This window comes from Pseudomonas sp. RIT-PI-q (genome assembly GCF_001297125.1).
Lineage (GTDB): Bacteria > Pseudomonadota > Gammaproteobacteria > Pseudomonadales > Pseudomonadaceae > Aquipseudomonas.
Window position 1 is genome coordinate 18436 of the sequence record NZ_LHPC01000049.1, and the last position, 25913, is coordinate 44348.

The 25913-nt window shown below is 59.9% G+C and carries 28 protein-coding genes and 1 pseudogene; 12 read left to right on the plus strand and 17 right to left on the minus strand.

All coding sequences use genetic code 11. From position 1 onward, the window contains the following. From AEQ67_RS25220 to AEQ67_RS25245, 6 genes are all read right to left on the minus strand, one after another. The gene (locus tag AEQ67_RS25220; protein ID WP_059406502.1) at positions 1-624 is read right to left on the minus strand and encodes a response regulator transcription factor; all 624 of its coding nucleotides are present in this window, start codon (positions 622-624) and stop codon (positions 1-3) included. Between the two features lie 416 nt (positions 625-1040). Continuing rightward, positions 1041-2474, minus strand: coding sequence for an N-acyl-D-amino-acid deacylase family protein (locus AEQ67_RS25225; RefSeq protein WP_059406503.1), 1434 nt, complete (start codon positions 2472-2474; stop codon positions 1041-1043). Positions 2475-2498: 24 nt separating this feature from the next. Continuing rightward, a complete protein-coding gene (locus AEQ67_RS25230; RefSeq protein ID WP_059406504.1) occupies positions 2499-3272 on the minus strand; it encodes an ABC transporter substrate-binding protein in 774 nt (257 codons plus the stop codon). A gap of 405 nt (positions 3273-3677) precedes the next feature. Then, positions 3678-4808: a class C beta-lactamase gene (gene ampC / locus AEQ67_RS25235; protein ID WP_236710405.1), complete on the minus strand. Its 1131-nt coding sequence runs from the start codon at positions 4806-4808 to the stop codon at positions 3678-3680. Between the two features lie 227 nt (positions 4809-5035). Further along, entirely contained in the window at positions 5036-6379 is a 1344-nt protein-coding gene (gene gudD / locus AEQ67_RS25240; protein WP_059406506.1) for a glucarate dehydratase, read from the minus strand. Between the two features lie 24 nt (positions 6380-6403). Continuing rightward, a complete protein-coding gene (locus AEQ67_RS25245; RefSeq protein WP_442965675.1) occupies positions 6404-7729 on the minus strand; it encodes an MFS transporter in 1326 nt (441 codons plus the stop codon). Between the two features lie 302 nt (positions 7730-8031). On the opposite strand from AEQ67_RS25245, the gene AEQ67_RS25250 reads away from it, so the two are divergent. After that, complete coding sequence (locus AEQ67_RS25250; protein WP_059406508.1) at positions 8032-8745, plus strand: FadR/GntR family transcriptional regulator; 714 nt, start codon at positions 8032-8034, stop codon at positions 8743-8745. Positions 8746-8837: 92 nt separating this feature from the next. After that, the gene (locus tag AEQ67_RS25255) at positions 8838-9068 is read left to right on the plus strand and encodes a hypothetical protein (protein ID WP_059406509.1); all 231 of its coding nucleotides are present in this window, start codon (positions 8838-8840) and stop codon (positions 9066-9068) included. Positions 9069-9233: 165 nt separating this feature from the next. On the opposite strand, the gene AEQ67_RS25260 is transcribed toward AEQ67_RS25255, so the two are convergent. Further along, positions 9234-10145, minus strand: a complete 912-nt coding sequence (locus AEQ67_RS25260) for a DMT family transporter (protein WP_059406510.1) — start codon at positions 10143-10145, stop codon at positions 9234-9236. Positions 10146-10241: 96 nt separating this feature from the next. Here AEQ67_RS25260 and AEQ67_RS25265 point away from each other — a divergent pair, with 96 nt between their 5' ends. Continuing rightward, positions 10242-11105, plus strand: a complete 864-nt coding sequence (locus tag AEQ67_RS25265; RefSeq protein ID WP_059406511.1) for a LysR substrate-binding domain-containing protein — start codon at positions 10242-10244, stop codon at positions 11103-11105. 100 nt (positions 11106-11205) lie between these two features. Here AEQ67_RS25265 and trhP read toward each other — a convergent pair whose 3' ends face one another. Then, a complete protein-coding gene (gene trhP, locus AEQ67_RS25270) occupies positions 11206-12543 on the minus strand; it encodes a prephenate-dependent tRNA uridine(34) hydroxylase TrhP (protein ID WP_059406512.1) in 1338 nt (445 codons plus the stop codon). Positions 12544-12705: 162 nt separating this feature from the next. On the opposite strand from trhP, the gene AEQ67_RS25275 reads away from it, so the two are divergent. Beyond that, on the plus strand, positions 12706-13767 hold the full coding sequence (locus AEQ67_RS25275; protein WP_059406513.1) for an AI-2E family transporter: 1062 nt from the start codon (positions 12706-12708) through the stop codon (positions 13765-13767). On the opposite strand, the gene AEQ67_RS25280 is transcribed toward AEQ67_RS25275, so the two are convergent. The 3 genes from AEQ67_RS25280 to AEQ67_RS25290 all read right to left on the minus strand — a co-directional run bounded on the left by AEQ67_RS25280 (position 13764) and on the right by AEQ67_RS25290 (position 14858). Continuing rightward, on the minus strand, positions 13764-13946 hold the full coding sequence (locus AEQ67_RS25280) for a hypothetical protein (protein WP_059406514.1): 183 nt from the start codon (positions 13944-13946) through the stop codon (positions 13764-13766). The two genes, AEQ67_RS25275 and AEQ67_RS25280, sit on opposite strands and share 4 nt — an antisense overlap. Before the next feature lie 115 nt (positions 13947-14061). After that, complete coding sequence (locus AEQ67_RS25285; protein WP_003179723.1) at positions 14062-14256, minus strand: hypothetical protein; 195 nt, start codon at positions 14254-14256, stop codon at positions 14062-14064. Between the two features lie 233 nt (positions 14257-14489). Further along, positions 14490-14858: a hypothetical protein gene (locus tag AEQ67_RS25290; RefSeq protein ID WP_059406515.1), complete on the minus strand. Its 369-nt coding sequence runs from the start codon at positions 14856-14858 to the stop codon at positions 14490-14492. Positions 14859-15103: 245 nt separating this feature from the next. On the opposite strand from AEQ67_RS25290, the gene AEQ67_RS25295 reads away from it, so the two are divergent. Beyond that, positions 15104-15922 (plus strand): shikimate 5-dehydrogenase, encoded by an 819-nt coding sequence (locus AEQ67_RS25295; RefSeq protein ID WP_059406516.1) that lies wholly within the window; start codon positions 15104-15106, stop codon positions 15920-15922. A 122-nt stretch (positions 15923-16044) separates the two neighbouring features. After that, positions 16045-16563, plus strand: coding sequence for a cupin domain-containing protein (locus AEQ67_RS25300; protein ID WP_059406517.1), 519 nt, complete (start codon positions 16045-16047; stop codon positions 16561-16563). A gap of 267 nt (positions 16564-16830) precedes the next feature. Here the strand turns inward: AEQ67_RS25300 and AEQ67_RS25305 are convergent, their stop codons facing one another. The 3 genes and pseudogenes from AEQ67_RS25305 to AEQ67_RS35540 all read right to left on the minus strand — a co-directional run. Continuing rightward, positions 16831-17478, minus strand: coding sequence for a YceH family protein (locus AEQ67_RS25305; protein ID WP_059406518.1), 648 nt, complete (start codon positions 17476-17478; stop codon positions 16831-16833). Positions 17479-17784: 306 nt separating this feature from the next. Beyond that, positions 17785-18684, minus strand: coding sequence for a bestrophin family protein (locus tag AEQ67_RS25310; protein ID WP_059406519.1), 900 nt, complete (start codon positions 18682-18684; stop codon positions 17785-17787). 4 nt (positions 18685-18688) lie between these two features. Next, a pseudogene (locus AEQ67_RS35540) lies at positions 18689-18823 on the minus strand (GTP 3',8-cyclase MoaA); the annotation flags it as partial. A gap of 184 nt (positions 18824-19007) precedes the next feature. Here AEQ67_RS35540 and AEQ67_RS25320 point away from each other — a divergent pair. Then, the gene (locus AEQ67_RS25320; protein WP_059406521.1) at positions 19008-19517 is read left to right on the plus strand and encodes a DUF1993 domain-containing protein; all 510 of its coding nucleotides are present in this window, start codon (positions 19008-19010) and stop codon (positions 19515-19517) included. Between the two features lie 169 nt (positions 19518-19686). Here AEQ67_RS25320 and sstT read toward each other — a convergent pair whose 3' ends face one another. Then, a complete protein-coding gene (gene sstT / locus AEQ67_RS25325) occupies positions 19687-20919 on the minus strand; it encodes a serine/threonine transporter SstT (protein ID WP_059406522.1) in 1233 nt (410 codons plus the stop codon). 282 nt (positions 20920-21201) lie between these two features. Between sstT and AEQ67_RS25330 the strand changes: the two genes are divergently transcribed. Beyond that, the gene (locus AEQ67_RS25330; RefSeq protein ID WP_059406523.1) at positions 21202-22356 is read left to right on the plus strand and encodes an MFS transporter; all 1155 of its coding nucleotides are present in this window, start codon (positions 21202-21204) and stop codon (positions 22354-22356) included. A gap of 4 nt (positions 22357-22360) precedes the next feature. Here the strand turns inward: AEQ67_RS25330 and nhaR are convergent, their stop codons facing one another. Continuing rightward, entirely contained in the window at positions 22361-23260 is a 900-nt protein-coding gene (gene nhaR, locus AEQ67_RS25335) for a transcriptional activator NhaR (RefSeq protein ID WP_059406524.1), read from the minus strand. 176 nt (positions 23261-23436) lie between these two features. On the opposite strand from nhaR, the gene AEQ67_RS25340 reads away from it, so the two are divergent. After that, positions 23437-23679: a hypothetical protein gene (locus AEQ67_RS25340; protein WP_059406525.1), complete on the plus strand. Its 243-nt coding sequence runs from the start codon at positions 23437-23439 to the stop codon at positions 23677-23679. A gap of 29 nt (positions 23680-23708) precedes the next feature. Then, complete coding sequence (locus AEQ67_RS25345) at positions 23709-24458, plus strand: TerC family protein (protein WP_059406526.1); 750 nt, start codon at positions 23709-23711, stop codon at positions 24456-24458. Positions 24459-24534: 76 nt separating this feature from the next. Here the strand turns inward: AEQ67_RS25345 and AEQ67_RS36025 are convergent, their stop codons facing one another. After that, a complete protein-coding gene (locus AEQ67_RS36025; RefSeq protein ID WP_177333685.1) occupies positions 24535-24702 on the minus strand; it encodes a hypothetical protein in 168 nt (55 codons plus the stop codon). A 167-nt stretch (positions 24703-24869) separates the two neighbouring features. Here AEQ67_RS36025 and AEQ67_RS25350 point away from each other — a divergent pair, with 167 nt between their 5' ends. Next, positions 24870-25598: a peptidase C39 family protein gene (locus AEQ67_RS25350; protein WP_059406527.1), complete on the plus strand. Its 729-nt coding sequence runs from the start codon at positions 24870-24872 to the stop codon at positions 25596-25598. A gap of 92 nt (positions 25599-25690) precedes the next feature. Then, a complete protein-coding gene (locus tag AEQ67_RS25355; RefSeq protein ID WP_059406528.1) occupies positions 25691-25897 on the plus strand; it encodes a DUF6021 family protein in 207 nt (68 codons plus the stop codon). Positions 25898-25913: the final 16 nt, after the last annotated feature.

The following is a 25913-nucleotide window of genomic DNA, read 5'->3' on the forward strand; positions in this document are numbered from 1 at the left end:
TCAGACCAGGTCATTACGCTTGGCGAATTCGATCAGTTCCAGCAGCGTGGAAGCATTGAGCTTTTGCATCAGGCGGGTTTTGTAGGTGCTGACGGTTTTGTTGCTCAGCAGCATATCGTCGGCAATTTGCTTGTTGCTTTTGCCCAGTGCCAGGCCGTGCAGGTCCTTGAGTTCACGGCGGGTAATCGCACTCAACAGCTGCGCATCGTTCTGCGCAAAATCGCTTTTGCGGACCGAGTCGAACGTGCTGGCGGGAAACCAGGTCTTGCCGCTGGCCACGGCTTTGAGCGCGGTGACGATTTCCACCGGGTCGTCGATTTTCGACAGGAAGGCCGACGCGCCGGCACGCAGGCATTGCGCCGCGTAGGCCTGGCTTTTCAGCCCGGTGTGGACCAGCACCCGAGCCGGGCTGCCACCGAGGCGCAGCCGATCGATGACCGCCATGCCATCGAGTTGCGGGATGTCCAGGTCGAGCACAATCGCATCGGGCTTGAGCTCGAATGCTTTGCTCAGGGCGTCGACACCGTTGTCGCACTCACCGACGATCTCATGGCCTTCACGGGCCAGAATCATCCCGATCGCCATGCGCACCACCGCGTGATCATCGACCAACAGCACTTTCATCGATTCGTCCTCAGGCCCTGATTCAGCATAGTCCCTGGGCCGTAAAGCGACGTGGAGGGCCAGATGCGTGGCGGGTGGATTAAAAAGGGCGCGATCGTACCCGGTTTGGACGGCGATGCAATGGTATCCATCGATAGCCGCATTGAAATGGCCCCGTAGCAGCTGTCGAGCCTGAGAGGCTGCGTTCGGCCGCGCAGCGGTCGTAAAACCTGGATACGCGGTCTTTCTGGAACACCGCATCGCCTGATTTTGCGACTGCTACGCCGCCGAACGCAGCCTCGCAGGCTCGACAGCTGCTACGGGATTTGTGTTTGCCGGCACCGAACTCTGTGGGGGCGAGCCTGCTCGCGATAGCGGTGTGACAGGCAAAGGAGATGTCGGAAGTTATAGCCTCACACCCGCCACAAAAGTTTTGATTAGCGCCGAATAAACTGCCCGCCTCGCGCCCCGGTGCTTTGGCCCTGGCTATACGACAACTCGCCATTGACCCACACCGCCTCGATGCCTTGCGGTTGCAATGTCGGTTGTTCGAACGTGGCGCAGTCGCGGATGGCCCCGGCGTCGAACAACACGAGGTCAGCACAGGCCCCCACGCGGAGTCGGCCGCGATCGCGCAGGCCAAAGCGTTCGGCCGGCAGCCCGGTCATTTTGCGCACGGCTTCCTCCAGCGGGAACAGTCCCTGATCACGACTGTAATGGCCCAGCACCCGAGGGAAAGTGCCCCACAGCCGGGGATGCGGGCGCGGGTCGTTGGGCAAGCCGTCGGAGCCGATCATGGTGTGCGGATACGCGAGGATGCGCGAGACATCGGCCTCATCCATCTCATGATAAATCGCACCGCCCGGTTCCAGCCGTCGCGCCGCGTCGGCCTGTGGAAGGCCCCACAGCGCGGCGATGTCCTTGAGATCTTTACCGGCCATCTCGGGGTGCGGCGTAGACCAGGTGATCTGGATCCTGAAGCCTTCGTCGACAATGCGCGGGTCGATGGTGGTCGAGCTGGCGGCATAGGGGTAGCAGTCGCAGCCCACCGGATGCTGCTGTCGCGCCGCTTCAAGCCGGCCGATAATCGCTTCGCTGCGCCCCCAGTTCCCGCGCCCGGCGCATTTGAGGTGCGAAATGATCACGGGCACGGCGGCGGCGCGACCGATGTCGATGGCCTCGTCGAGGGCTTCGATGATTTCGTCATCTTCGGAACGAATATGACTGACGTAGATGCCGCCGACGTCCTGCAAGGTGGCTGCGAGGAAATCGACTTCCGTCGTGGGCGCTTGCAGGGCATTGCGATAGGCCAGCCCGGTGCTCAGGCCCAAGGCGCCTTGTTCCAGCGCAGCCTTGAGGTCTTCGCGCATGGCTTGCAGCTCGTGGGCCGTCGCTGCACGGTCGAACTGTTGCATATGGTTGGCGCGCAATGCGGTATGCCCCACCAGCGCGGCAACGTTCACCGTCGGTCGAGCCGCTTCGATAGCCGCTGCATAGGCAGCGAAGCTCGGGTATTTGAAGTCCGCAGCCTCGCCGAGGAGGTTCATCGGGTCCGGTGGCTCACCGCGAAGGCGCACCCCGGCGGCACTGATGCCGCAGTTTCCGACGATCACCGTGGTCACGCCCTGGCAGATTTTCGGCAACATTTGCGGCTGCTTGAGCAGCGCCAGATCATCGTGGGTATGGACGTCGATGAAACCCGGGCTGAGGATTTTGCCCCGGGCATCGATCACGTTGCGGGCATCGAGGTCGGGAAAGTCGCCGATCCCGTGAATCCTCCCGGCAACGACTGCGACATCCCCGACAAAGGGCGGTGCGCCGGTTCCGTCGATGAGCGTGGCGTTGCGGATCAGGGTGTCGATGAGGGTCATGCAGCTTGCTCCGTGAACCGGGACTCAATCGCCGTAGATGTTGTAATCGAAGTACTTTTTCTCGACTTGTTGGTAAGTGCCGTCGGCGCGCAGGGCTTTGATCGCCGTATTGAAGCGCTGGGCCAGTTCCGTGTTGCCCTTGCTCACCGCTATGCCGGTGCCTTCGCCAAAGTATTCCTGGTTGCGCAGCTCCGGTCCGACGAAGGCGAAACCCTGGCCCTGCGGCGTCTTCAGGAAACCCTCTTGCAGCGGCGCGGCATTGGCGATGGTGCCGTCGAGCCGATCGGACTGCATGTCCAGGTAGATTTCCGACTGGGAGCCGTAGCGCACAATGTCGGCGCCCAGCGGTTGCAGCTTGTCGGTGGCGTAGCGATCCTGGGACGTGCCGCGCTGCACGCCAATGCGCTTGCCCTTGAGCTGGTTGAAGTCATCGTCGACTTGAGTCCCGGCCTTCATCACCAGCCTTGCCGGGCTCGCATAGTATTTGTCGGTGAACGTGACCGAACGCTTGCGCTCCTCGGTGATCAACATCGAGGAAATTACCGCATCGATTTTGTGCACTTTCAGCGAAGGGATCAGGCCATCGAACTCTTGCTCGACCCACACGCATTTGGTCTGCATTTGCGCGCACAGGGCGTTGCCGATGTCGTAGTCGAACCCCTCGATGCTGCCATCAGATGTCTTGAAGGCAAACGGTGGATAAGCGGCTTCGATACCGATACGCAGAGGTTTGTCATCCGCCAGGGCACTGGTGACACACAATGCCAATGCAAAGCCCAGGCACATTGTTTTTATCATGGCTTATCTCCTGCGGATCATCTGGATGTATTTGTCCATATTGGACGTGTAAGTCCAGATTCGTCAATGGCGGCGCACGAACGAAAATGGGCGACCTCAAGGGGTCGCCCATTTTTGTATGCCGGCCGATTACCTGTAGCAGCTGCCGAGCCTGCGAGGCTGCGTTCGGCTGCGAAGCAGTCGTAAAACCTGAATACGCGGTCTTTCTGAAACACCGCATCGCCTGATTTCACGACTGCTTCGCAGCCGAACGCAGCCTCGCAGGCTCGACAGCTGCTACAAAGCCGAACGCAGCCTCGCAGGCTCGACAGCTGCTACAACGCCGAACGCAGCCTCGCAGGCTCGACAGCTGCTACAAAGCCGAACGCAGCCTCGCAGGCTCGGCAGCTGCTATAGGGGGCTGAGTTATTCTGGGTGGGCCAGGGCGTTCAGTATCGTGTGAGCGATTTTGACTCGGTCCGGGATTGGGTAGTTTTTGTTGGCCAGGATCACGATGCCGATGTCTTTCGAGGGCACGTACGCGATGTACGCACCGAAGCCACCCGTCGAACCGGTTTTGTTGATGAGCACGTTTTCCGGTTGCGCTCGAGGCGGGTTCAGCCACTGGACTGTGTGCGCTTCCATGGCCATTGGCGTCGAGTTGCCGGCGAGCAATTTGTCGAGGGTGATCGGGTAGCTATAGAGCTCCCAACCCAGGCCCTGAGTCATGTCGCCGACCGTGTAATAGCCGGTGTGAGTCGTCGCGATAGCTTGCTGGAGAGGTTTTTCCAGACCCTCGGGTTTCATGTTCGCCTCAACAAACCGGATCAGGTCCGCCGCACTGGTTTTAACCCCATACGCCTCTGAGTCCAGCGCTCCCGGCGTAACCCGCACCGGTTGGTCTTGCTTGTTGTAACCGTTAGCGTAAAGCCCCATCTGATCCTGCGGCACCTTGAGGTAGGTGTGCTTCAACCCGAGTTTCGGCAACAGGGTCTTTGTCATCACGTCATCAAACGAAGCGCCCATGCGGTGCGCCGCGAGGTAACCGAACAACCCGATACTCGGGTTTGAATACAGCCGATGGCTGCCAGCGGGATAGGTCGGTTTCCATTGTTTGAAATAGCCGAGCATCTTCTCCGGCGCGTCGCTTTCGCTTGGGAATTGCAGTGGCAGGCCACCGGCGCTGTAGGTGCCGAGTTGCAACACACTGATGGTGTCAAACGCGCTGCCACGCAATTCAGGAAGAATATGGCTGGCCTTGTCCGACAGGGAAATTTTGCCGCTGGCCTGGGCGTAGGCGGCGAGGGTGGCGGTGAAGGTTTTGCTCACCGAGCCGATCTCGAACAGGGTGTTTTCGGTGACGGCGTTGCCGCTCTCTTTCAAGGCCACGCCGTAGTTGAAGTAATGCGGCTTACCGTTGACGGTCACGGCCACGGCTATTCCGGGAACGGCCTGGGCTTGCATGACCGGTCGTACGGCGTCATTCACCACCGTCTCGATGTTATCCAACGCAAAACACGGGCCTGTGGCGAACAAGGCCAAACCCATCGCCAGCATTTTTGGGCTGGCAACGCCGGCAAGGGTTTTCATCGATTTGTGAGAGTTCATTGCGCTGACCGCTGATTTCAGAGCGGTCATTAAAACCCGTCCCTGATGATCAGGCCAAGTTTCTGTGGGAGCGAGCCTGCTCGCGAAGACGGCGGCACATCATGCATCAATGTGACTGAGAGACCGCTTTCGCGAGCAAGCTCGGCTCCTACAGGGTTGCGGTGTTTTCCAGAGCGCTAGCGCACCAGGCATGGCCGCTTGTTATCGAATTTCCACCCCGGAATAAGAAACTGCATCGCCACGCTGTCATCCCGCGCGCCCAATCCCATGCCTTTGTACAGTTCGTGGGCCTTGGCCAGTTGATCCATGTCCAGTTCAATCCCCAGACCGGGTTTCTTCGGCACCTGCACGCAGCCGCCGACGATTTGCAGCGGAGCTTTGGTCAGGCGCTGGCCGTCCTGCCAGATCCAGTGCGTGTCGATGGCGGTGATTTCACCCGGCGCGGCGGCCGCGACGTGGGTAAACATCGCCAGGGAAATGTCGAAGTGGTTGTTGGAATGCGAGCCCCAGGTCAGGCCCCATTCGTGGCACATCTGCGCCACGCGGACCGAGCCCTGCATCGTCCAGAAATGCGGGTCGGCCAGCGGAATGTCCACCGATTGCAACTGAATGGCGTGGCCCATTTCCCGCCAGTCGGTGGCGATCATGTTGGTCGCGGTTTTCAGGCCCGTGGCACGGCGAAACTCGGCCATGACTTCGCGGCCCGAGTAACCGTTTTCCGCGCCGCACGGGTCCTCGGCATAAGCCAGCACATGATGCTGATCGCGGCACAAACGGATGGCTTCTTTCAACGACCAGGCGCCATTCGGATCAAGGGTAATGCGCGCATCAGGGAAGCGTTCGGCCAGGGCGGTGACGGCTTCGATTTCTTCGTCGCCACTGAGCACGCCGCCCTTGAGTTTGAAGTCCTTGAAACCGTAGCGCGCATGGGCGGCTTCGGCTAGACGGACCACGGCGTCGGCGGTCATGGCTTTCTCGTGACGCACGCGGAACCAGTCGTTGTCGGCGTCGGGGTCGCCGCGGTAAGCCAGGTCGGTTTCGTTGCGATCGCCGACGTAAACCAGATACCCGGGCATCTTCACTTCATCGCGCTGCTGGCCTTCGCCGAGCAGCGCCGCCACGGGCACGTCCAAGTGCTGACCGAGTAGATCAAGCAGCGCCGCTTCCAGGCCGGTGACTGCGTGAATGGTGATGCGCAGGTCAAACGTCTGCAGGCCACGGCCGTCGGCGTCGCGGTCGGCGAAGGTCTGGCGCACCTGATTGAGAATCTTCTGATAGGTGCCAATCGGGCTGCCGACCACCAGGCTGCGCGCATCTTCCAGGGTCTGGCGAATGCGCTCGCCACCCGGTACTTCACCGACGCCGGTGTGTCCGGCGTTGTCCTTGAGGATCACGATGTTGCGAGTGAAAAATGGCCCGTGGGCGCCGCTCAGGTTGAGCAACATGCCATCGTGCCCGGCGACCGGAACAACCTGCATGCTGGTGATGATCGGGGCTTTAGCGGCTTCTTGTGGGTTCATGTTCTTGTCCTTTCAAAGCAATGTTCAGGCGTGATTGGGCGCTGGTTGGTCCAGTGCAACGGCAGGTGCGGATTTCGGTGTGTTGCGAGCGGCGAAGACGATGATCGCGGCAATGATCGACGTCGCGGCCAAGCCATACAGCCCGCCCTGAATCGAACCGGTGTGTTCTTCCAGCAGGCCGAAGGTGGTCGGCGCGACGAAGCCGCCGAGGTTGCCCACCGAGTTGATCAAAGCGATCACGCCAGCGGCGATGCGTGCATCCAGGTAAGCCTGGGGGATCGGCCAGAACAGCGACGATGCCGATTTGAAACCCAGCGCCGCGAAGCAGATCGCGACGAACGCGAAGATCGGCCCGCCGGTGGTGGACATGAACATCCCGGCCGCCGCGATCAGCAGGGCAGCGGCGACCCAGGCCTGTTGGTGTTTCCATTTGGCCGACAGCGAAGCGAAGGCGTACATGCCGACGATCGACAGCAACCACGGGATCGAGTTGAACAGCCCGACCTGAATGTCATTGAGGTCGCCCATCTTCTTGATGATGCTCGGCAGCCAGAAGGTCGCGGCATAGATGGTCAGCTGGATAAGGAAGTAGATCAGGCAGAACAGGATGATCTGCCGGTCCTTGAGCAGCTTGCTCAAGGACGGCTTGATCGGCGTCGCGGCTTCGCGGGCCAGTTGCTCGTCGTCGATGGCTTTGACCAGCGCGTCCTGCTCTTCGCGGCTCAGCCACTTGGCGTCGTGAGGTTTGGAGTCGAGCCAGAACCAGACGAACACGCACAACCCGACCGAGAACATGCCCTCGATGAAGTACATCCATTGCCAGCCGTGCAGGCCAAAGCCGCTGAGTTGCAGGAGCAGGCCGGACAACGGGCCGGAAATCAGCGACGCGATGGCCGAGCCGCTGAGGAAGATCGCAATCGCCTTGCCGCGTTCTACGCCGGGTAACCAGCGGGTGAAGTAATAAATCACTCCGGGAAAGAAACCGGCTTCCGCCACGCCCAGCAGGAATCGCAGGATATAGAAGTGGGTTTCGTTCTGGATGAAGGCCATGCCGGCAGCCACCAGGCCCCAGGTCAGCATGATGCGGGTCAGCCAGATTCGTGCGCCGACTTTTTGCAGGAGGATGTTGGAGGGGACTTCGAACAGCGCGTAACCGATGAAGAACAGGCCGGCGCCGAGGCCGTAGGCGGCAGCACCAATGCCCAGGTCGTGCTCCATGTGGGCGCGGACGAAGCCGATGTTCACGCGGTCGATGTAGTTGACGATGAACATGATGACAAACAGGGGCAGGACGTGCCGTTTCACTTTTGAGATGGCGGACGTCAGGACCGAATTGGCGCCGTCGTGCATCCCGGATAGGGGTGTATTCACTGCGTTATCTCCCACTGATTATTTTTATGCGGGGTGTGACTGGGTGTTTCTTGTTGATAGACATCATACAACTAGGTTTTTTCGTCCTGCAAGGGCTAGTGTTCAATAAAATAGAGCTGTTGTGGCGCTTCGTTATTCATTTTGCGGTTGGCTGCTGCAGCTATTGTGGTTTCAATTGCCTCAAATGTTGAGTGTTGTCATACAAGTTGCGGCGGGTTTTCGGGAGATTCAAACCGGTCGCAGTGCTACGATCCCGTTAGCCCTGCTTTTGGATGATTGCCATGCAAGAAGACCTCGACGCGCCTGCGCGCAAGCGCACTCACAACCTGGCCCATGACCTGGTCGCCAAACTGACCCAGAGCATCCTGCTCGGGCAGATGTTGCCGGGCGACAAGCTGCCGTCGGAGAACTCGATCGTTCAGGAACACGGAGTCAGTCGCACCGTGGTGCGTGAGGCGATCTCCAAGTTGCAGGCCTCAGGGTTAGTGGAAACCCGCCACGGCATCGGCACGTTTGTGATTGAGCGAGCACCGGAGCAGGGCCTGCGACTGAACGTCGATACCGCGCTGGGGGTGCGCAGCATTCTGGAGTTGCGCATGGGGCTCGAAACCCAGGCTGCGGCGCTGGCTGCGATCCGTCGTACTGACCCGCAATTGGTGCAGATGCGCGAAGCGCTCGATGATTATCAAAGCCTGCTGGCCAACAACGACAGCTGCGTCGAGGCCGACAAACGCTTCCACCTGCTGATCGCCGAAGCCACCGGCAATGTGTGCTTCACCGAGATCATGCAGCAACTGGGTAACGCCATGATTCCGCGCACCCGGGTCAACGCGGCGGAGCGAGGATCGGCGGATTTGAGCAAGCTCGGGCAGCTTGCCAACCTTGAGCACGAGGCGATTTTCAACGCCATCAAACGCCGGGATGCCGATGCGGCGCGGGCGGCCATGTGGCTGCACTTGAGCAACAGCCGCGACCGCTTTTCGGCGGATCGCTGACAACCGTTGGTCTTCCCGATAGCACCCCGATCACGAGGCCGTTTCCAACGAGTACGGCCCAGATTTGCTGGACCTCATCAGTGAGGTGCGTCATGGCTAACGATTCAATGTTCCAGGGTGGAACGTCCAACATCGACCCCACCAGACCGATCCCCGGTACGGAGGAGGTGCCTGCGGACAACGATATGCCGCCCGGCCGGGATCCTTCGCTGGACCCGGCCAGCGCAGACTCGGATCCACCTGAAGACTGGATGGACCCGGGAGCGAAAGAGGACGTGCCTCCGGCGGATGAACCGACACCGCTGTCCGATGACAGGCGATAAACAGAACCCGGCCAATGTGCCTGGCAGGTCAGCCGCGTCATCGTTCATCGCGGGCAAGCCACGCTCCCACAGGGTGTGTGTCGATCACATCATTTTGATCAACACACACACTGTGGGAGCGGGCTTGCCCGCGATAGCGTCAGACGCCTCAACACTGTTCACAGATCAGCCGCTAGCCGCCTGACCCCCCCCCCCCCGCCGCTCCAGATTCAACGCCAACACACTCACCAACACCACCAGCCCACCCACGACAATCATCAACGTCGGCCGCTCACCCAGCGCAAAAGACGCAATCGCCATGGCCATCGGTGGCACCAGATACAGCGTCATCGTCGCGCGACTCAGGTCAACATGAGCCAACACATACGCCCAGGCCAGATACGCAAGGGCACTGGGAAACACGCCTAACGAAACCACCGCCAACTGCACATGTACCGGCGCACTGAGCACCTGATCCACCAAGCCAGGCAGGTAAATCAACAGCAGCGCCGTCCCGGCCCACACCGTGTAGCACACCAGCGTCAGCCCGTCGTAGCGCCGGGCATGATGCTTTTGCAGGGCAAAGTAGATACTCCAGGACAACGCCGCCAGCAGAATCAGCAAGCCGTGCGCGTCAATGCTCCCCAGTCCGTGATCGCCGGCCACCACGATCACCACGCCGATCAACCCGAGAAAAACACAGCCCCAACGCCACAGGCTCACCCGGTCCTTGAACACGAAGCGCGCCAGCAGCGTGCTGAACAACGGAGTCGACTGTGCCAACACGCTGGAGGCTCCGGCACTGACACCTTGCTGGCCGAAATTGATCGCCACGTGGTGCAGGCTCACCGCAAAGAAACCGAGGGCGAACATCAGCGGCAGGTCGCGAAGCGTTGGCAGGTGGATACCTCGGAACACGGCGACCACGGCCATGAACACCGAGGCCAGCAGAAACCGCAGCAGCGCCAGATGAACAGGGTCGTAGGCCTGCAAGCCGATGTGGATGCCGGTCGGGGAATAACCCCAACAGGCGACGACAAACGCCATGGCCAGGATGATTTTGACCGGAGAGTGGGAGTCGGCTGCGAGCGCTTGCATGGTCGGACACCTGAGGGGATAGGCACCGAGTATCAGAATTCAGACTGCTCGCTACAACTGACTTATACTGCGTTAACTGTTCACTTTAGGTGATGTATGGAATTGGCTCAGTTACGCATGTTCAAGACCGTCGCCGACGTCGGCAGCATAGCCCGGGCGGCCGAGCTGTTGCATTGCGTGCCGTCGAACATCACGGCACGGATCAAGTCCCTGGAGGCGGAGCTGGGTGTCGCGCTGTTTCTGCGCGAGGGGCGCGGGCTGCGCATCAGCCCGTCGGGGCAGACTTTTCTGGTGTACGCCTCGAAGATTCTCGCGCTGACGGCTGAAGCCAAACGCGCGGTTGATCCTTCGGCCGAACCGTCCGGGCCCTTGCGCATTGGCGCCATCGAATCTTCCGCCACCGGGCGCTTGCCGCGTTTGCTGGCCAAATTCCACAAGCGCTTTCCAGCGGTTGCACTGGAGCTGACCACCGGCACCTGGGGGCAATTGCTCGATGACACGGTCAATCACCGGCTCGACGGCGCGATCGTCGCGGTGGATGTCGAGCGCTCACAACTCAAGCGCACGCCGATGTACCGCGAAGAGTTGCTGCTGATTGCCTCGACGTCGATGGGGCCGGTGCGCGATATCGCCGATTTGCAGGACAAGACCGTATTCATGTGGCCCCAGGGTTGTCCGTATCGGGCGGCGCTGGAGCATTGGCTGTTACGCCAGGGGCAGGCGTTGCCGATTGTCAGCCTGGCCAGTTACGGGGCGATTGTCGGGTGCGTCAGTGCTGGCGCCGGCGTCGCGTTGGTGCCCAAAGGCGTCTTCGACCAATACGCCAAGGGCGCCGGTTGCGTGGGGTATGAATTCCCCGAACTGACGGCCATCGACAACCTGTTTTACTGGCATGAAAACGCCGGGGTGCACCCGGCGCGAGAAGCGTTTGTGGCGATGTTGCACGAAGAATTCGCGTAACCCTGTAGGAGCTGGCTTGCCAGCGAAGGCGGACTCAGCGGCGATGTAAACCTCAAGGGCCTCTTCGCTGGCAAGCCAGCTCCTACAGGTTCGCGGTGTTTCAGAGATCGCTCACATCGCGCATCAACAACCCGAAATCCAATTCCACCGCATCCGGAATCGGCAAATACACCGTGTGTCCATCCCCCGGTGCTACGTCGACTGGCTCGCCTTTGACGTTTTGCAGCTGATGCAAATCGAAGTGGAAGTTGCCCTTGGGCGTCATCAGTTCCATGTGATCGCCCAGGCCAAAACGATTTTTCACTTTGACTTCAGCCAAGCGATCACGCCGCTCCCCCGTCAACTCACCCACAAATTGCTGGCGCTCCGACACCGAGCTGCCGTGCTGGTAGTTCTGGTATTCGTCATGCACATGCCGACGCAAAAAGCCTTCGGTGTAGCCGCGCTGGGCAAGGGATTCCAGATCCGTCATCAGGCTACGGTCGAAGTCGCGACCGGCCACCGCGTCGTCGATTGCGCGGCGATAGACCTGAGTGGTCCGTGCGCAATAAAAGTGCGATTTGGTCCGCCCTTCGATTTTCAGTGAGTGCACACCCATCTGCGTCAGGCGCTCGACATGCTGCACGGCGCGCAGGTCCTTGGCGTTCATGATGTAAGTGCCGTGCTCGTCCTCGAAGGCGGGCATCAGTTCGTCAGGTCGATTGGCTTCCTGCAACAGGAACACTTGATCGGTCGGTGCGCCGATGCCCAGTGTGGGTTCGGGCTGGAAAGTCTGCACAATCTCGCCGAGCTGGTTTTCCGTGGCTTGCTGCGCCGAGTATTTCCAGCGACAGGCGTTGGTGCAGCTGCCCTGATTGGCATCGCGCTTGTTCATGTAGCCCGACAGCAGGCAGCGCCCGGAGTAGGCCATGCACAGCGCACCGTGGACGAAAACCTCGAGCTCCATCGCCGGGACCTGCTGGCGGATTTCGGCGATTTCTTCCAGGGACAGTTCCCGCGACAGGATGATCCGGCTCAAGCCTTGTTGCTGCCAGAACTCGACACTCGCCCAGTTCACCGTGTTGGCCTGCACCGACAAGTGAATCGGCATCTGCGGGTAATGCCGGCGCACCAGCATGATCAGCCCCGGGTCGGACATGATCAGGGCGTCCGGTGCCATGGCGATCACCGGCTCCAGGTCCTTGAGGAAGGTCTTGAGCTTGGCGTTATGCGGGGCGATGTTCACCACCACGTAAAAGCGCTTGCCCTGGGCTTGCGCCTCGCGAATGCCGAGCGCCAGGTTGGCGTGATCGAATTCGTTGTTGCGCACCCGCAGGCTGTAGCGCGGCTGGCCGGCGTACACCGCATCGGCACCGTAGGCGAAGGCGTAACGCATGTTTTTCAGGGTGCCGGCGGGGGCCAGCAGCTCTGGGGTTGAAAGGGGCGTGGCGAGGGTCATGGCGGGGTCGATCGCAAAAGCTGCCGAGAGTATGCGGCTTGTCCCCGGGGTTCATTGATCTGGATCTATGCTTGATGAACAAACGGATGGCACTCGCGCGAACCGTGGCGGACTAAGCATCAGGACGCGCTATGGCGTCTGGCGGACTGACATGGATCGGACATGAACGAAGAGACGGTACAAAACAAATCACTGGTGATTTTGCTGGGGCTGGTCACCGCCGCTTTCATCTGGATTTTGCTGCCGTTTTACGGCGCTGTGTTCTGGGCGGTGATCCTCGGCATCCTCTTCGCGCCCCTGCAGCGTCGAATCCAGTTGAAGTTCGGCTGGCAGCGCAATTTGACGTCGCTGGTGACCCTGAGCATCTGCCTGGTGATTGCTATTTTGCCGGTGATCATCCTCGGTTTCCTGCTGGTTCAAGAGGGGGCCACGCTGTACAAGAGCATCGAAAGCGGCGAGCTGGATATCGCGGGGTATGTCACGCATTTCAAGCACAGCCTGCCTCCGTACTTTCAACACCTGCTCGATCGGGCCGGGGTCGGCGAGTTGAATGGGCTGCGGGAGAAAATCATCAAGAGTGCGGTGACGGGCAATGAGTTTATCGCCACCCAGGCCTTCAGTTTCGGCCAGGGCACTTTTGATTTTGTCGTGAGCTTTTTCATCATGCTCTACCTGCTGTTCTTTTTTCTGCGGGACGGGGCAGAACTGGCACGCAAGGTTCGCGCTGCCGTACCGCTGCAGGAACACCAGAAACGCCGTTTGCAACTCAAGTTCAATCGCGTGGTGCGGGCCACGGTGAAGGGCAACCTGTTGGTGGCAATCACGCAAGGTGCGTTGGGCGGTTTGATTTTCTGGTTTCTGGACATCCCCAGCGCGTTGCTCTGGGCGGTGTTGATGGCGTTTCTATCGCTGTTACCAGCGGTGGGGGCGGGGATTGTCTGGGCGCCGGTGGCGGCATTTTTCCTGTTCACCGGGGCGATCTGGCAGGGCGTGGTGCTGGGGCTGTTCGGGGTGTTCGTGATCGGCCTGGTGGATAACGTGCTGCGCCCGATCCTGGTGGGCAAGGATACGAAGATGCCGGACTATCTGATCCTCATCTCGACCCTGGGCGGCCTGGCGATCTTCGGCCTCAATGGCTTTGTGATCGGGCCGCTGATCGCCGCGCTGTTCATGTCGAGCTGGGCGATCTTCATTGAAACCAAGCCGCGGGTTCAGCTGCCTTAGGCACTGAGTCGGCCTTGGCCGATGCGTTGCGACAGTGCCTGGGCGGCCGGCAGCGAGGTGAGCGGACCACTGATCGGTTCGCCGTCCTGCACCAGATACCAACAGGCGAGCAATCCTAGCTCTCTTAGTGGTGCGGGAACGGCGCTGCCAATAACGGACATAATCTGAACCTGGGACATAATAAGTACCTCCATCAATCTATGGAGCTACCTTACGGACCTGACGCTCGAACGGACAATCAACGCTTTCGATAGTCGTCATTGACGCCAGTGAGTGCAAACGACCGGCTGTCGGTCAGTCGACCACCAGATCCAGCATATGAACCACTTCCTGCTCGTTGAGCAGGCCTTTACGGACCAGGTTTTCTGCCAGCAGCGAGAGAAACTTGGCGCTGCGATGGCCTTCCAGGTGCTTGAGTTCGGTCAGGGCGTTGTACACCTTGCTGGAAGTGCACAAGCCGACAATGCGGTGCGGGTTTTGCGTGGGCATGAGGTCGTCCTTGTTGTTATCAACCTGTTGTTTGCGGACAGATCCAAGCTTGCGGACCTGACATGACATAAATATGACCGTTTTCCCCGCAGGGGAAGGGCGGTCGAGTCAATCTTGCCAACTTAAAGCGCCGAGACTGTCCCGACAGCGACCTTGACGCGATTTTTTCAGACCTGCGCCGACGAGCGGCCACAAAAAAGGCCCCGCTGTTGAGGCGGGGCCTGATGAATCTGTTACCAGCGGCCATAACCATGGGGAGGGCCGTAATAGCCACGCGGTGGACCGTAGTAACCACGCGGCGGACCGTAATAAACCGGTGGAGGCGCGTAGTAGACCGGTTGTTGCACGTAGACCGGCGCTGGCTGGTAGTAAACCGGTGGCGGTTGTTGCACGTAAACCGGCTGCGGCTGGGCATAAACCGGTTGCTGTACATAGACCGGCCGGTTGCTGTTGATAATCGCCGAACCGACGATGGCCGAGCCGACGATCGCGCCAAATACCGCTGGACCTTGCCAACCGCCACCGCCGCCATGGGCTTGCGCTTGCCCTGCGACAGCGAGAACACCGATCAGCAAGGCTACTGTGGGGATTTTACGGATCATGATAATTCCTCGGTTCTTCGACCCGGCGCTTGCGTCTGCAATAGACCCAAGGATTGTCGCGGGGATACATCTAAGACAGCGTTTTTTTGAAAATCAGCACAGCCGTTGGGTAAATTTTGTGTAAGGTCTGTACCGACTTCCTTACCGACCTGCGGTGCAGCGCGCAGGCAGGCCTTTATGATCGATCAGAACACGGTGGCATGGCTAATCCCGTCCATCTGAAAGTGCTATTGAAGGAGATTCACATGCAGATGAACCCCAACAAAGACACCCAATTGTGCATGTCCCTCTCGGGGCGCCCCGGGAACTTTGGCCTGCGTTTTCACAATCATCTGTACGAGCAACTGGGCCTGAACTTCTACTATAAAGCCTTCAGTAGCCAGGACCTGCCGGGGGCCGTCGGTGGCATTCGTGCCCTGGGAATTCGGGGTTGTGGCGTGTCGATGCCGTTCAAGGAGGCCTGCATTGCGCTGGTCGATGAGTTGGACGCCTCCGCTGCGGCCATTCAATCGATCAACACCATCGTCAACACCCAGGGCCATCTCAAGGCTTACAACACCGATTACATCGCCATCGCCCAGTTGCTGGCCACGCACCAGGTGCCCAAGGATTCGACCTTCGCCCTGCGCGGCAGCGGCGGCATGGCCAAGGCGGTGGCCAGCGCGTTGCGCGATGGCGGCTACAAAAACGGCTTGATCGTCGCCCGCAATGAACAAGCCGGTCGTGCGTTGGCAGAATCGCTGGGTTATGAATGGCAAGCCGAATTGGGCGCCCAGCGCCCGCAAATGCTGATCAACGTCACACCGATCGGCATGACGGGCGGGCCAGAGGCCGATCAACTGGCATTTGATACTGAAACCATTAAAGCGGCGGAGACTGTCTTCGATGTGGTGGCGATCCCCTCGGAAACGCCGCTGATCGTGCGTGGTCGTGCTGAGGGCAAGCGAGTGATCACCGGGTTGGAAGTGATCGCGATCCAGGCGCTGGAGCAGTTTGTGCTTTACACCGGCGTGCGGCCGACGGATGAGCAGTTTCAGCAAGCGGTGGCGTTTGCGCGCAGCTGAACCGTGAAAGATCAAAAGATCGCGGCCTTCGGCAGCTCCTGCATGCGTACATCTGTAGGAGCTGCCGAAGGCTGCGATCTTTTGCGTTTGTGCCCATAACAACAATGTGACCGAGGTTTCCCATGCATCCCGCCATCCTCAACCTGAATCAGGTCGAACTTGAGACGCTGCCTGAAGCGCTCGCCCCAACCGGTGACACCGCTGGCCGCTATCAACAGCGCCTGGCCCGCATTGGCCAGCAACTGGGCGCGCAGAAACTGGGTTATCGCTTGTATGTCCTGGAACCGGGCATGCGTGGCAGCCCGTTCCATAGCCACCGGGTCAACGAGGAGATGTTTTATATCGTGGCCGGGGAAGGGCAGATTCGCCTGGGCACCGAGCGTTTTCCAATTCGTGCGGGGGATGTCATCGCCTGCCCACCGGGCGGTCCCGAAGCCGCGCACCAGATCATCAATAACAGCAACGGCGAGTTGCGCTACCTGGCGGTCAGTACCCAGCAATCGCCGGAGATTTGTGAGTACCCGGATTCCGGCAAGTACGCGGTGATGGACAACTTTCAGGTCGACGCCGAGGGCCATGCCACGGGCTTCGTCGCCGTCGCCCGACAGGCCGATGGCGTTGATTACTGGGACGGCGAGTAAACACACATCCCCTGTAGCCGCTGCCGAGCTTGCGTCTGGCTCTGTAGCAGCTGTCGAGCTTGCGAGGCTGCGTTCGGCTGCGAAGCAGTCGTAAACCCTATATGCACGGTACTCCTGACACACCGCAGTGCCAGACTTCACGACTGCTTCGCAGCCGAACGCAGCCTCGCAAGCTCGACAGCTGCTACAGAGCCGAACGCAGCCTCGCAAGCTCGACAGCTGCTACAGATCTTCGCGTTGCTCGACAGCTACAGAGCCGGACGCAAGTTACTCGAGGCGGGCCAGGCGTTCTTCCAGCGCTGCAATCCGCGCTTCCAGTTCTTCAATCCGCTCCACCGACACGCCGCTGCCAGAGCCACGTTCCACCGGGTTCTGCCGTGCCGCGAGGATCACTTCGATATCCGCCGGATCGCCCAACGCATGCATATAACGGTCTTCACGCTGGCCGGCCTGGCGCGGGATCAGCAGCGCAAGACCGCGAGCAATCAGCCGCTCCAGCTGATGCACCACCTGTTCGGCGTCTTCGAAGTCATGCATGCGGCCGCTGCGGGTCAGCAGTTCATTGACCGTTTGTGGACCGCGCAGAAACAGCAGCCCCGCCAGAATGACCTGCGCCGGCACCAGTTCCAGCGCCTTGTCGACCTTATGCTCCCAGCGATCGGCACGGCTGCCCATCACCAGTTTGGTGAAGCCGCGTCCTTCAAGGGCGCGCAGGCTCTGGCCGACCTGACCCTGGGTGAGGTTCATCACCGGCTCGCGGCTGGTCTTCTGGTTACAGGCAAGCACCAGCGCATTGAGCGTCAGCGGATAGGTTTCCGGGCTGGTGGCCTGTTTCTCGATCAGCGAACCCAAAATGCGGATTTCCGTGCTGTTGAGTCGCGGCTCGTCGAAGGTCGTCTCTTGCTCGGTGCTCATAGGTTCTGGACCCTTACCCACAATAGGTTCATGGGCGCTGTATTCAGCGCTGTCAAAAATGCTAGCTCCCGACGAGTTTGCCTGTACTGCAAGCCAAGGACAAAGGGCGGTGTGCGGGATCTGGGCAGAGATTAGCTGAAGCGCCGCCCTGTCAGGCAGACTTCTTGCGTATTCAGTCATGAGGCTGGCGCATCCGGCATTGATGTTGACTGTCACGCCGCCATCGTGAGCAGGCTCGCTCCCACAGTTTGATCTGTAGGAGCGAGGCTTGCCCGCGAAGAGGCCAGCCGCTCCAACTCAGGCCCCTCAACTCAACACATAATCCACCGGCTCCAGCTGCGGCGGCAGTGGCGACACGCCCAGCGCGGCCACGACATCCCGTTCGATGGTGCGCACCAGTGCGTCAGTGGGCAGGTCGTTTTCATCGCGGCCGAACGGGTCTTCCAGTTCATCGCCAATCGCATCCAGGCCGAAAAACGTGTAGCCGACAATCGCCGTGAAAACCGGTGTCAGCCAACCCAGCGGTTCGGCCATCGCGAAGGGCAACAAGATGCAGAACAAGTAGGTGGTCCGGTGCAGCAACAAGGTGTAGGGGAAGGGCAGCGGCGTGTGTTTGATCCGCTCACACACAGCCTGGGCCTGAGTCAGGCGAGTCAGATGATTGGCCATGAGCGTGTAGCGCCATTCACTGATCGCCCCGGATTCGCTGAGCGCCGAACACTGTTGACCGACCTGCATCAAAATGCGCCCGCTGATGTCAGTCGTGGTGCCGGTGGGCATCGGATTGAGCCAGCCACCACTGGCCGTCAGTTCGCTCTCCGAGCGCAGCTTTGCATTCAGCGCATGGGCGAAGCCGCAGAGGTTGCTGAGGATTTTGTGCCGCTCGCTGGCGTCCTCGATGATCTGGGTTTCACGAATCATCGAACGGACATCCACGATGATGTCACCCCACGCCTTGCGCGCTTCATACCAGCGGTCATAGCAGGCGTTGTTGCGAAAGCTCATGAAGATCGACAGCGACAAGCCCAGCAAAGTAAACGGCGTGGCGCTGACCTTGGAAAAATAGCTGGGGTGCAATGTTTCGACCAGCACGATGGCCGAGGCGAGTAGCGTCACCATCAGGGCGCGCATGGCAATGCGTTTGGCGATCGAGCCCTTGAGTGAAGTCAGCACGCCGATCAGATTGGGTTTGGGTCTAACGATCATGGTTTCAGCCGCCTGTCATGTTCATGAAGTGAACCACCTGAACGTCATCGTTCACTTCGAAATTGTGCCGATACGGCTTGAGCTTCATCGCCTCGATGATGGCTTTTTCAAGGCGTTCGGACCGGCCGGGATGGCTGCGCGAGCGCAGGCTAAGTACAACGTGATAGACCGTCCAATCACTATTAACGACCGGGTGATCGACGGGCTCTATGAGGGATTGAGCCGGCGAGGGCCTGCGGCAGGATAAAAGACCGGCCGCAGGAGGGACGCGCATGGCTATAATCGACGCCGACGTTTCCCTCCTGTCACCACACGAGACTGCCATGACCATTTCCCTGTACGCCGCTTCCGTTCCGGTTTTCCAACAAATGCTCAACGCCCTGAGCGACGTTCTGAACAAGGCCGAAGCCCACGCCACCGCCAAGAACATCGACCCGAACGCTTTCTTGCAGGCCCGTCTGTACCCGGACATGTTCCCGCTGGTGCGTCAGGTGCAGATCGCCGTTGATTTCGCCAAGGGCGTTTCTTCGCGTCTGGCCGAAGTCGAGTTGCCGAAGTATGACGACACCGAAACCACCTTCGCCGAGCTGCAAGCGCTGATCGCCAAGGTGCTGGCCTACATCGGCGAGATCAAGCCTGAGCAGATCGATGGCAAGGAAGGCATCGAGATCGTTACGCGTCCAGGCACGCCTAAAGAGAAGCGCTTCACCGGCCAGGCTTACCTGCTGAGCTACGGCCTGCCGCAATTCTTCTTCCACGTCACCACCGCTTACGCACTGCTGCGTCACAACGGTGTGGAAGTGGGCAAGCGCGATTTCATGGGCGCGTTCTAAGCCGCCCAGGTACAAAAAAAAGCCCGCCAAGGTGTAAGCCTTGGCGGGCTTTTTTTTGTGTGGCTCAAAAGATCGCAGCCTCGTTTCACTCGACAGCTCCTACAGGCGGTACGCAGTTGTCTGTAGGAGCTGTCGAGTAAAACGAGGCTGCGATCTTTTGATCTTCTTCTTACGCCAGACGCTGAGCTTTCTGCTCCTCACCCAAGCAAGCGGCTGCGGTAAATAACACGTCAGTAGACGAGTTCAACGCTGTCTCCGCCGAATCCTGCAACACCCCAATAATGAAACCCACCGCCACCACCTGCATGGCGATTTGGCTTGGAATGCCGAACAGGCTGCACGCCAGCGGAATCAGCAACAACGAGCCCCCGGCCACGCCCGAGGCGCCACAGGCACAGATCGCCGCAACGACGCTGAGCAGAATGGCCGTCGGAATGTCCACGGCAATGCCCAGGGTATGCACAGCCGCCAACGTCAGCACGGTAATGGTGATCGCCGCACCGGCCATGTTGATGGTCGCGCCCAGCGGAATCGACACCGAATAGGTGTCTTCGTGCAGGCCCAGACGCTTGCTCAGTTCCAGGTTGACCGGAATATTCGCCGCCGAGCTGCGCGTGAAAAACGCGGTGATGCCGCTTTCCCGCAGGCACATGATCACCAGCGGATACGGGTTGCGACGCAGTTTCCAGAACACGATGATCGGGTTCATCACCAGCGCCACGAACAGCATGCAGCCGAGCAACACGGCCAGCAGATGCACATAGCCGATCAACGCGCCGAAACCGGAGGTGGCGAGGGTCGATGCCACCAGACCGAAAATCCCCAGCGGCGCAAACCGGATCACCAGGCGCACGATCAAGGTCACACCATTGGACAGGTCGCCGAGCACCTCGCGCGTGGTGTCACCGGCATGGCGAATCGCAACGCCCATGCCGATGGCCCAGGCCAGAATGCCGATGAAGTTGGCGTTCATCAGCGCACTCACCGGGTTGTCGACCACACTGAGCAGCAGGCTTTGCAGCACTTCGCCGATACCGCCGGGCGCAGTGACGGCAACGTCGTGAGTGGCCAGCACCAGGCTCGACGGGAACAGCATGCTCGCCACCACCGCGACCACCGCAGCGGCAAAAGTACCCAGCAGATACAGAAACAGAATCGGCCGGATGTGGGTTTCCTGGCCGTGCTTATGATTGGCGATCGAGGCCATCACCAACACAAACACCAGAATCGGCGCGACGGCTTTCAGCGCGGCGACGAACACCTTGCCGATAAAGGCAGTGGATTTCGCCACCTCAGGTGCGAACAGCGCCAGGGCGATCCCGGCGATCAGGCCGATGATGATTTGCGCGACCAGGCTCAAGCGTTTCAGGCGGAGCAATAGAGAAGGGGATGAAGCGGTCATAAAAACGGCATCTCTGATTTTTTTAAGTGCGGGGGTATCGCGACATCAATGCCAAAAACTGGCCGATGATCAGGGTGTACGTATCGCAGGGCGCGGACTTTATCACAGCGTCGTCTTGATCCTTCAGCCCTGTGACGATCTGCCGCCCGCGTGTTAAACGAGATAGGCAGGTTCGTGCAAGCCCATTTGGAAACACTCTGTTAAGCTTGCGCCTCCTCATTTTCAAGTTCTGCCAGTGGGCCTTCCGGCTATCACTGGTGTCGTCGTTTTCTGGAGTTCTGCATGCTGTTGCCCATCCTTCTGTTGTCCGCCGCCGGTTTCACGGTGCTGACCACGGAATTCGTCATCGTCGGCCTGTTGCCGGCCATCGCCCGGGACCTGGACGTCAGCATCCCGCAAGCGGGTTTGCTGGTGACTTTGTTCGCCTTCACCGTCGCCGCGTTCGGGCCGTTCCTGACGGCGTACTTCGCCCGGTTTGAACGGCGCAAGCTGTTTATCTCGGTGCTGATCATGTTCGGCCTGGCCAACACCCTCGCGGCATTTGCGCCGAACATTTGGGTAATGGCCATCGCCCGGTTGATTCCGGCGCTCGGGCTCCCGGTGTTCTGGGCGCTGGCCAGCGAAACGGCGGTGGACATCGTCGGGCCGGACTACGCCGGCCGCGCCATCGCCCAGATCGGTTTCGGGGTTGTCTGCGCCACGGTGTTCGGCATTCCCGTGGGCACGCTGATTTCCGATGCGTTCGGCTGGCGCAGTGCCTTCGGCATTCTGGCGGTGATCGCGTTTGCCAAGGCGTTGCTGCTGTTTATCTACCTGCCGAAAACCAATCTGCACCAGCATCAAGTGAGCTTCCGTTCGCAGTTCAAGATCCTGCGCAGCCCGCTGATGGTGGGGCATGTGGTGCTGTCGATCCTGGTGTTCAGCGGCATGTTCACCGCTTACACCTACCTGGCGGACATCCTTGAGCGCCTGGCCGGGTTCAACGGCACGGTGGTCGGCTGGTGCCTGATGGGCTTCGGCGCGGTCGGTTTGATCGGCAACTCGCTGGGCGGCCGCGCGGTGGATCGCCATCCGCTGATCGCTTCGATGATGTTTTGCGCGTTCATGATTGCCGGGCTGGTGGCGTTGGTGCCGAACATTCATTCGCCGCTCGGTCTGGCGGCGGCGATGGGCATCTGGGGCGTGACTCAGGCGGCGTTGTTTCTGGTCAGTCATGTGCGCTTGATGAAGGCTGCGCCCGAGGCGCCGGCGTTTGCGGCATCGTTGAACATTGCCGGGGCCAACCTCGGCATCGGCCTGGGCGCCATGATCGGCGGCCGGGTCATCAACGGCGTCGGGCTGCAAGGTTTGGGTTTCGCGGCTGCCGCTTTTATCCTGGCCTCGATCCTTTTGGCCATGGCGCTGATGACCATGAAGCCGCGCGAAGTCTGCGCCTGACGCTTCACATCTCGGTAAACAGCTCGCGTCGGGCACCTTCGGTTATCGCAACAATGCCGGGGTGCTTGACCTTGCGTTCCACCGAAATGGCGTAGAACGACTCGGTCACCGCGTCAGTCTGGCCAATCAATTCCACACCGTATTGGCGTTTCACTTCATCGGCAATCACGCTCGGGCCGATGAAAATCCCGCTGCCGGATTGACCGAAAGCCTGCATCAATGCGCTGTCGTCGAACTCGCCGACGATGCGCGGCTGAATCTGCTGCTCGGCGAACCAGCGTTGCAAACGACTGCGTACCACGGTTTCCGGGCCGGGAATCAGCAGCGGAGCGCCGTGCAGGCTGCGCGGGAAATCCTGACCGTAACGCGCCGCCAGTTCGGCGGTGGCGAAGAAACTGATCCCGCACTCACCGAGCTTTTGGCTGTAGCCCTTGATGTCCAGGTGCGACGGCATCGGGCTGTCCGAGATCACCAGGTCGAGGCGCTGGATCGCCAGGTCGGCGAGCAAGCGTTCGAGTTTATCTTCGCGGCAGGTGATGCGCAGCGGCTCGCTCAATTCCATGGTCGGCGCGATCAGCCGATAGACGATGGATTTGGGCACCACGTCGGCCACGCCTACCCGAAATAGAATCTGCTGCTCATTGGGTTGCGCCCGCAGCATCAACTCCAGCTCGCCACCGAGTTGAAACATTTGCTCGGCGTAGGTCAGGGTCTGGCGCCCGGCTTCCGTGAGCTCCAGTTGCCGGCCGACCCGGCGGAACAACTCGATGCCATACGTTTGTTCGAGCAAGGAAATCTGCCCGCTGATGGTCTGCGGCGTCAGGTTCAGCTGCTCGCAGGCGCGCACGATGCTGCCGGTTTTGGCCACCACCCAGAAGTAATGCAGCTGTCGGTAATTCAGCATGGCGTTTATATCCCCCTACGCAGCTCTTGCGTAAAGCGCTCCAATTTTCTGGATTCGTAAAAACCGAAGTATAACCGCTAAAAATACGAATTTTCCTGAAGTGTTTGCCTCCCTAGAATGCCCCGCTATCGACGGATCGCCTTTTCGGTCCTGTCTGTTCTATCGAGGAAAGCATCATGAAGCTTAAAACCACGGCGCTGCTGTTTACGTCTTTACTGGTATTGGCCGGTTGCGACCAGGCCGAAAAGAGCGCTCAGCAATTGATGGGCAAGGCTGCCGAAACCGCCAAGCAAGCGATCGACGACACCCACAAGGCCGCAGAACAAGCGATCAGCGATGCTACGGGCGGTCTGATCAGCAAAAAAGAATCAACGGAAAAAGACGCGGATAAAACCAACTCTTCTTCCCAGGAAATCTAAACCGTCTTACAGCGAGTCAGGACTGACCCATGGAATACCTTTTACAACTTGCCGCCAGCCCCACTGCCTGGGTCGCCCTGGCCACCTTGATCGTGATGGAAATCGTGCTCGGCATCGATAACCTGATCTTCATTTCGATCCTGACCAACAAACTGCCGGAACAACATCGGCAGAAGGCGCGGCGCATCGGTATCGGCATGGCGCTGATTCTGCGATTGGGCCTGTTGAGCACCATCGCGTTCATTGTTCAGCTGACCGAGCCGGTGATTGAGCTGCTCGGCCACGCGTTCTCCTGGAAGGACATGATCCTGATCGCCGGTGGCCTGTTCCTGTTGTGGAAGGCGACCACCGAGATCCATCACAGCATGGACCCGGCGCCGGAAGGTCCGAAGTCGGCTACATCGACCGTGACCCTGGGCTTCGCCGCTGCGATCGGTCAGATCCTGATGCTGGACATGGTGTTCTCCATCGACAGCATCATTACCGCTGTCGGTATGACGGAACACTTGCCGATCATGATCATCGCGGTGGTGGTGTCGGTGCTGGTGATGTTGCTGGCGGCTGATCCATTGGCCAAGTTCATCAACGACAACCCGACGGTGGTGATGCTGGCGCTGGGCTTCCTGATCATGATCGGCATGACGCTGATCGCCGAAGGTTTTGGCGCCCACGTACCGAAAGGCTACGTCTACGCCGCCATGGCGTTCTCGGCGACGATCGAGGGCTTGAACATGATGTCGCGACGGGCCAAGCAGAAGCGTGTCGCCACTGAGGCGTAACCTTCGATAAAACAAACGGCCGCCTGCGCTCGAAAGAGCCCGGGCGGCCGTTTTTGTTTGAGGGCGAAAACCTCAGTCAGTGTGCGGCTGCATGCCGTGCAGCGGCTTTATCGGATTTCACCACCGGCGCCGATTGCACAGGATGATGGTGCCGACGGGCAATTCGCAGGACTCCCCACAACATGGCGGCGGCCACAGCCAGCCAGCCGCAAATCAACATCAAAATGGTCATTGTCAGGCTCATCAGCGCCTCCTCTTTGCCCTGCTTCGGGCACACGCTCTTTGCAAATGACAGTCTAGTCGCTGCCATGTTTCAGGCTATTGACCAAAGGTCGGCTGTCACCAACCAGTTCGCTCTATCGAATGCAATCAACTGCCGGTTAAGGCTATACCGCTGCCGCGCGGCGTCCTATGATCGACGGCCAAGCCGGGAGCGCGAATGCCTGGCGTCTGAACAAGAGAGTGATGATGGTGCGGGTATTTTCTCGAATTCTATCGGCGGCGCTGCTGGTTGGTTGCGTTGCAGGTCTGACGGGTTGCGCGGGGAGTGTTGCGCCTGAGATCAAGCGACTGCCGGAACGTGTCGAACTCAGTGGCCGGTTCTACCGTGGCGTGGCCAATCAAAGTGGACCGCAGGTGTTGGCCAGCATGTTGTCCCAACAAGGTGTGGTGATCACGCCGGGATTGCTCGACAAGCCTTTGCATTTGCCGGGCGGCGAAGCCCAGTTGCAGCAGAACATGCAGAGCCTCGCCCGCGAGTACGGCATGGTCGTTTATCCCCTCGACAGCAATCTGCCTGCGCTGCTGACCCAGGTCGCGGCCGGTTATTCGGTGATGGTGCGTTTTACCGAAGGCTCGGCGTTCTGGGCTGAACCCCGTTATGCCATTCTTGCCGGCTACAACCGTCAGAAGCAGACTGTGCTGCTGCGCGCCGGAATGGATCGCCGGACGTTGATGAGTTTCAGTTCATTTGAATCCGCGTTCAAGGACGCGGGCGGTTGGGCGGTACTGATCCAGCGGCCGACGCAGATTCCTGCGCAGGTTGATCGCCAGCGCTGGCTCAAGGCTGCGAACGATCTTGCTCAGACTGGCCAGGAGCAGGCTGCCGCCAGGGCGAAAAAAGCCCTCGACGGGCAATAACTCCGTTCGTCATCTGCCGGGCACCTCCGCCCATTGCGAGCCTCCATATGCATAGCGCCCGGATTTTTCCGGGCCTTGATCAGGAGGCGCCCATGGCACATTCCAATACTCCCTCCGGCCCGCACTCGTCCGAGCATTCGTCCGGCGATGACTTGGGGTTCGATCCCGATTCTCCCGACCTCGCCGATCCTCAGGTCGACCCGATCGGACCTGCCAAGGCGCCCAGGGATGTGAAGCCGGGCGACAACAGCAAGGCGCCGGCGAAGCCTTACGATCCACTCGCCGATCTGAAACCTTGAGCTTAGTGAGGTGTGT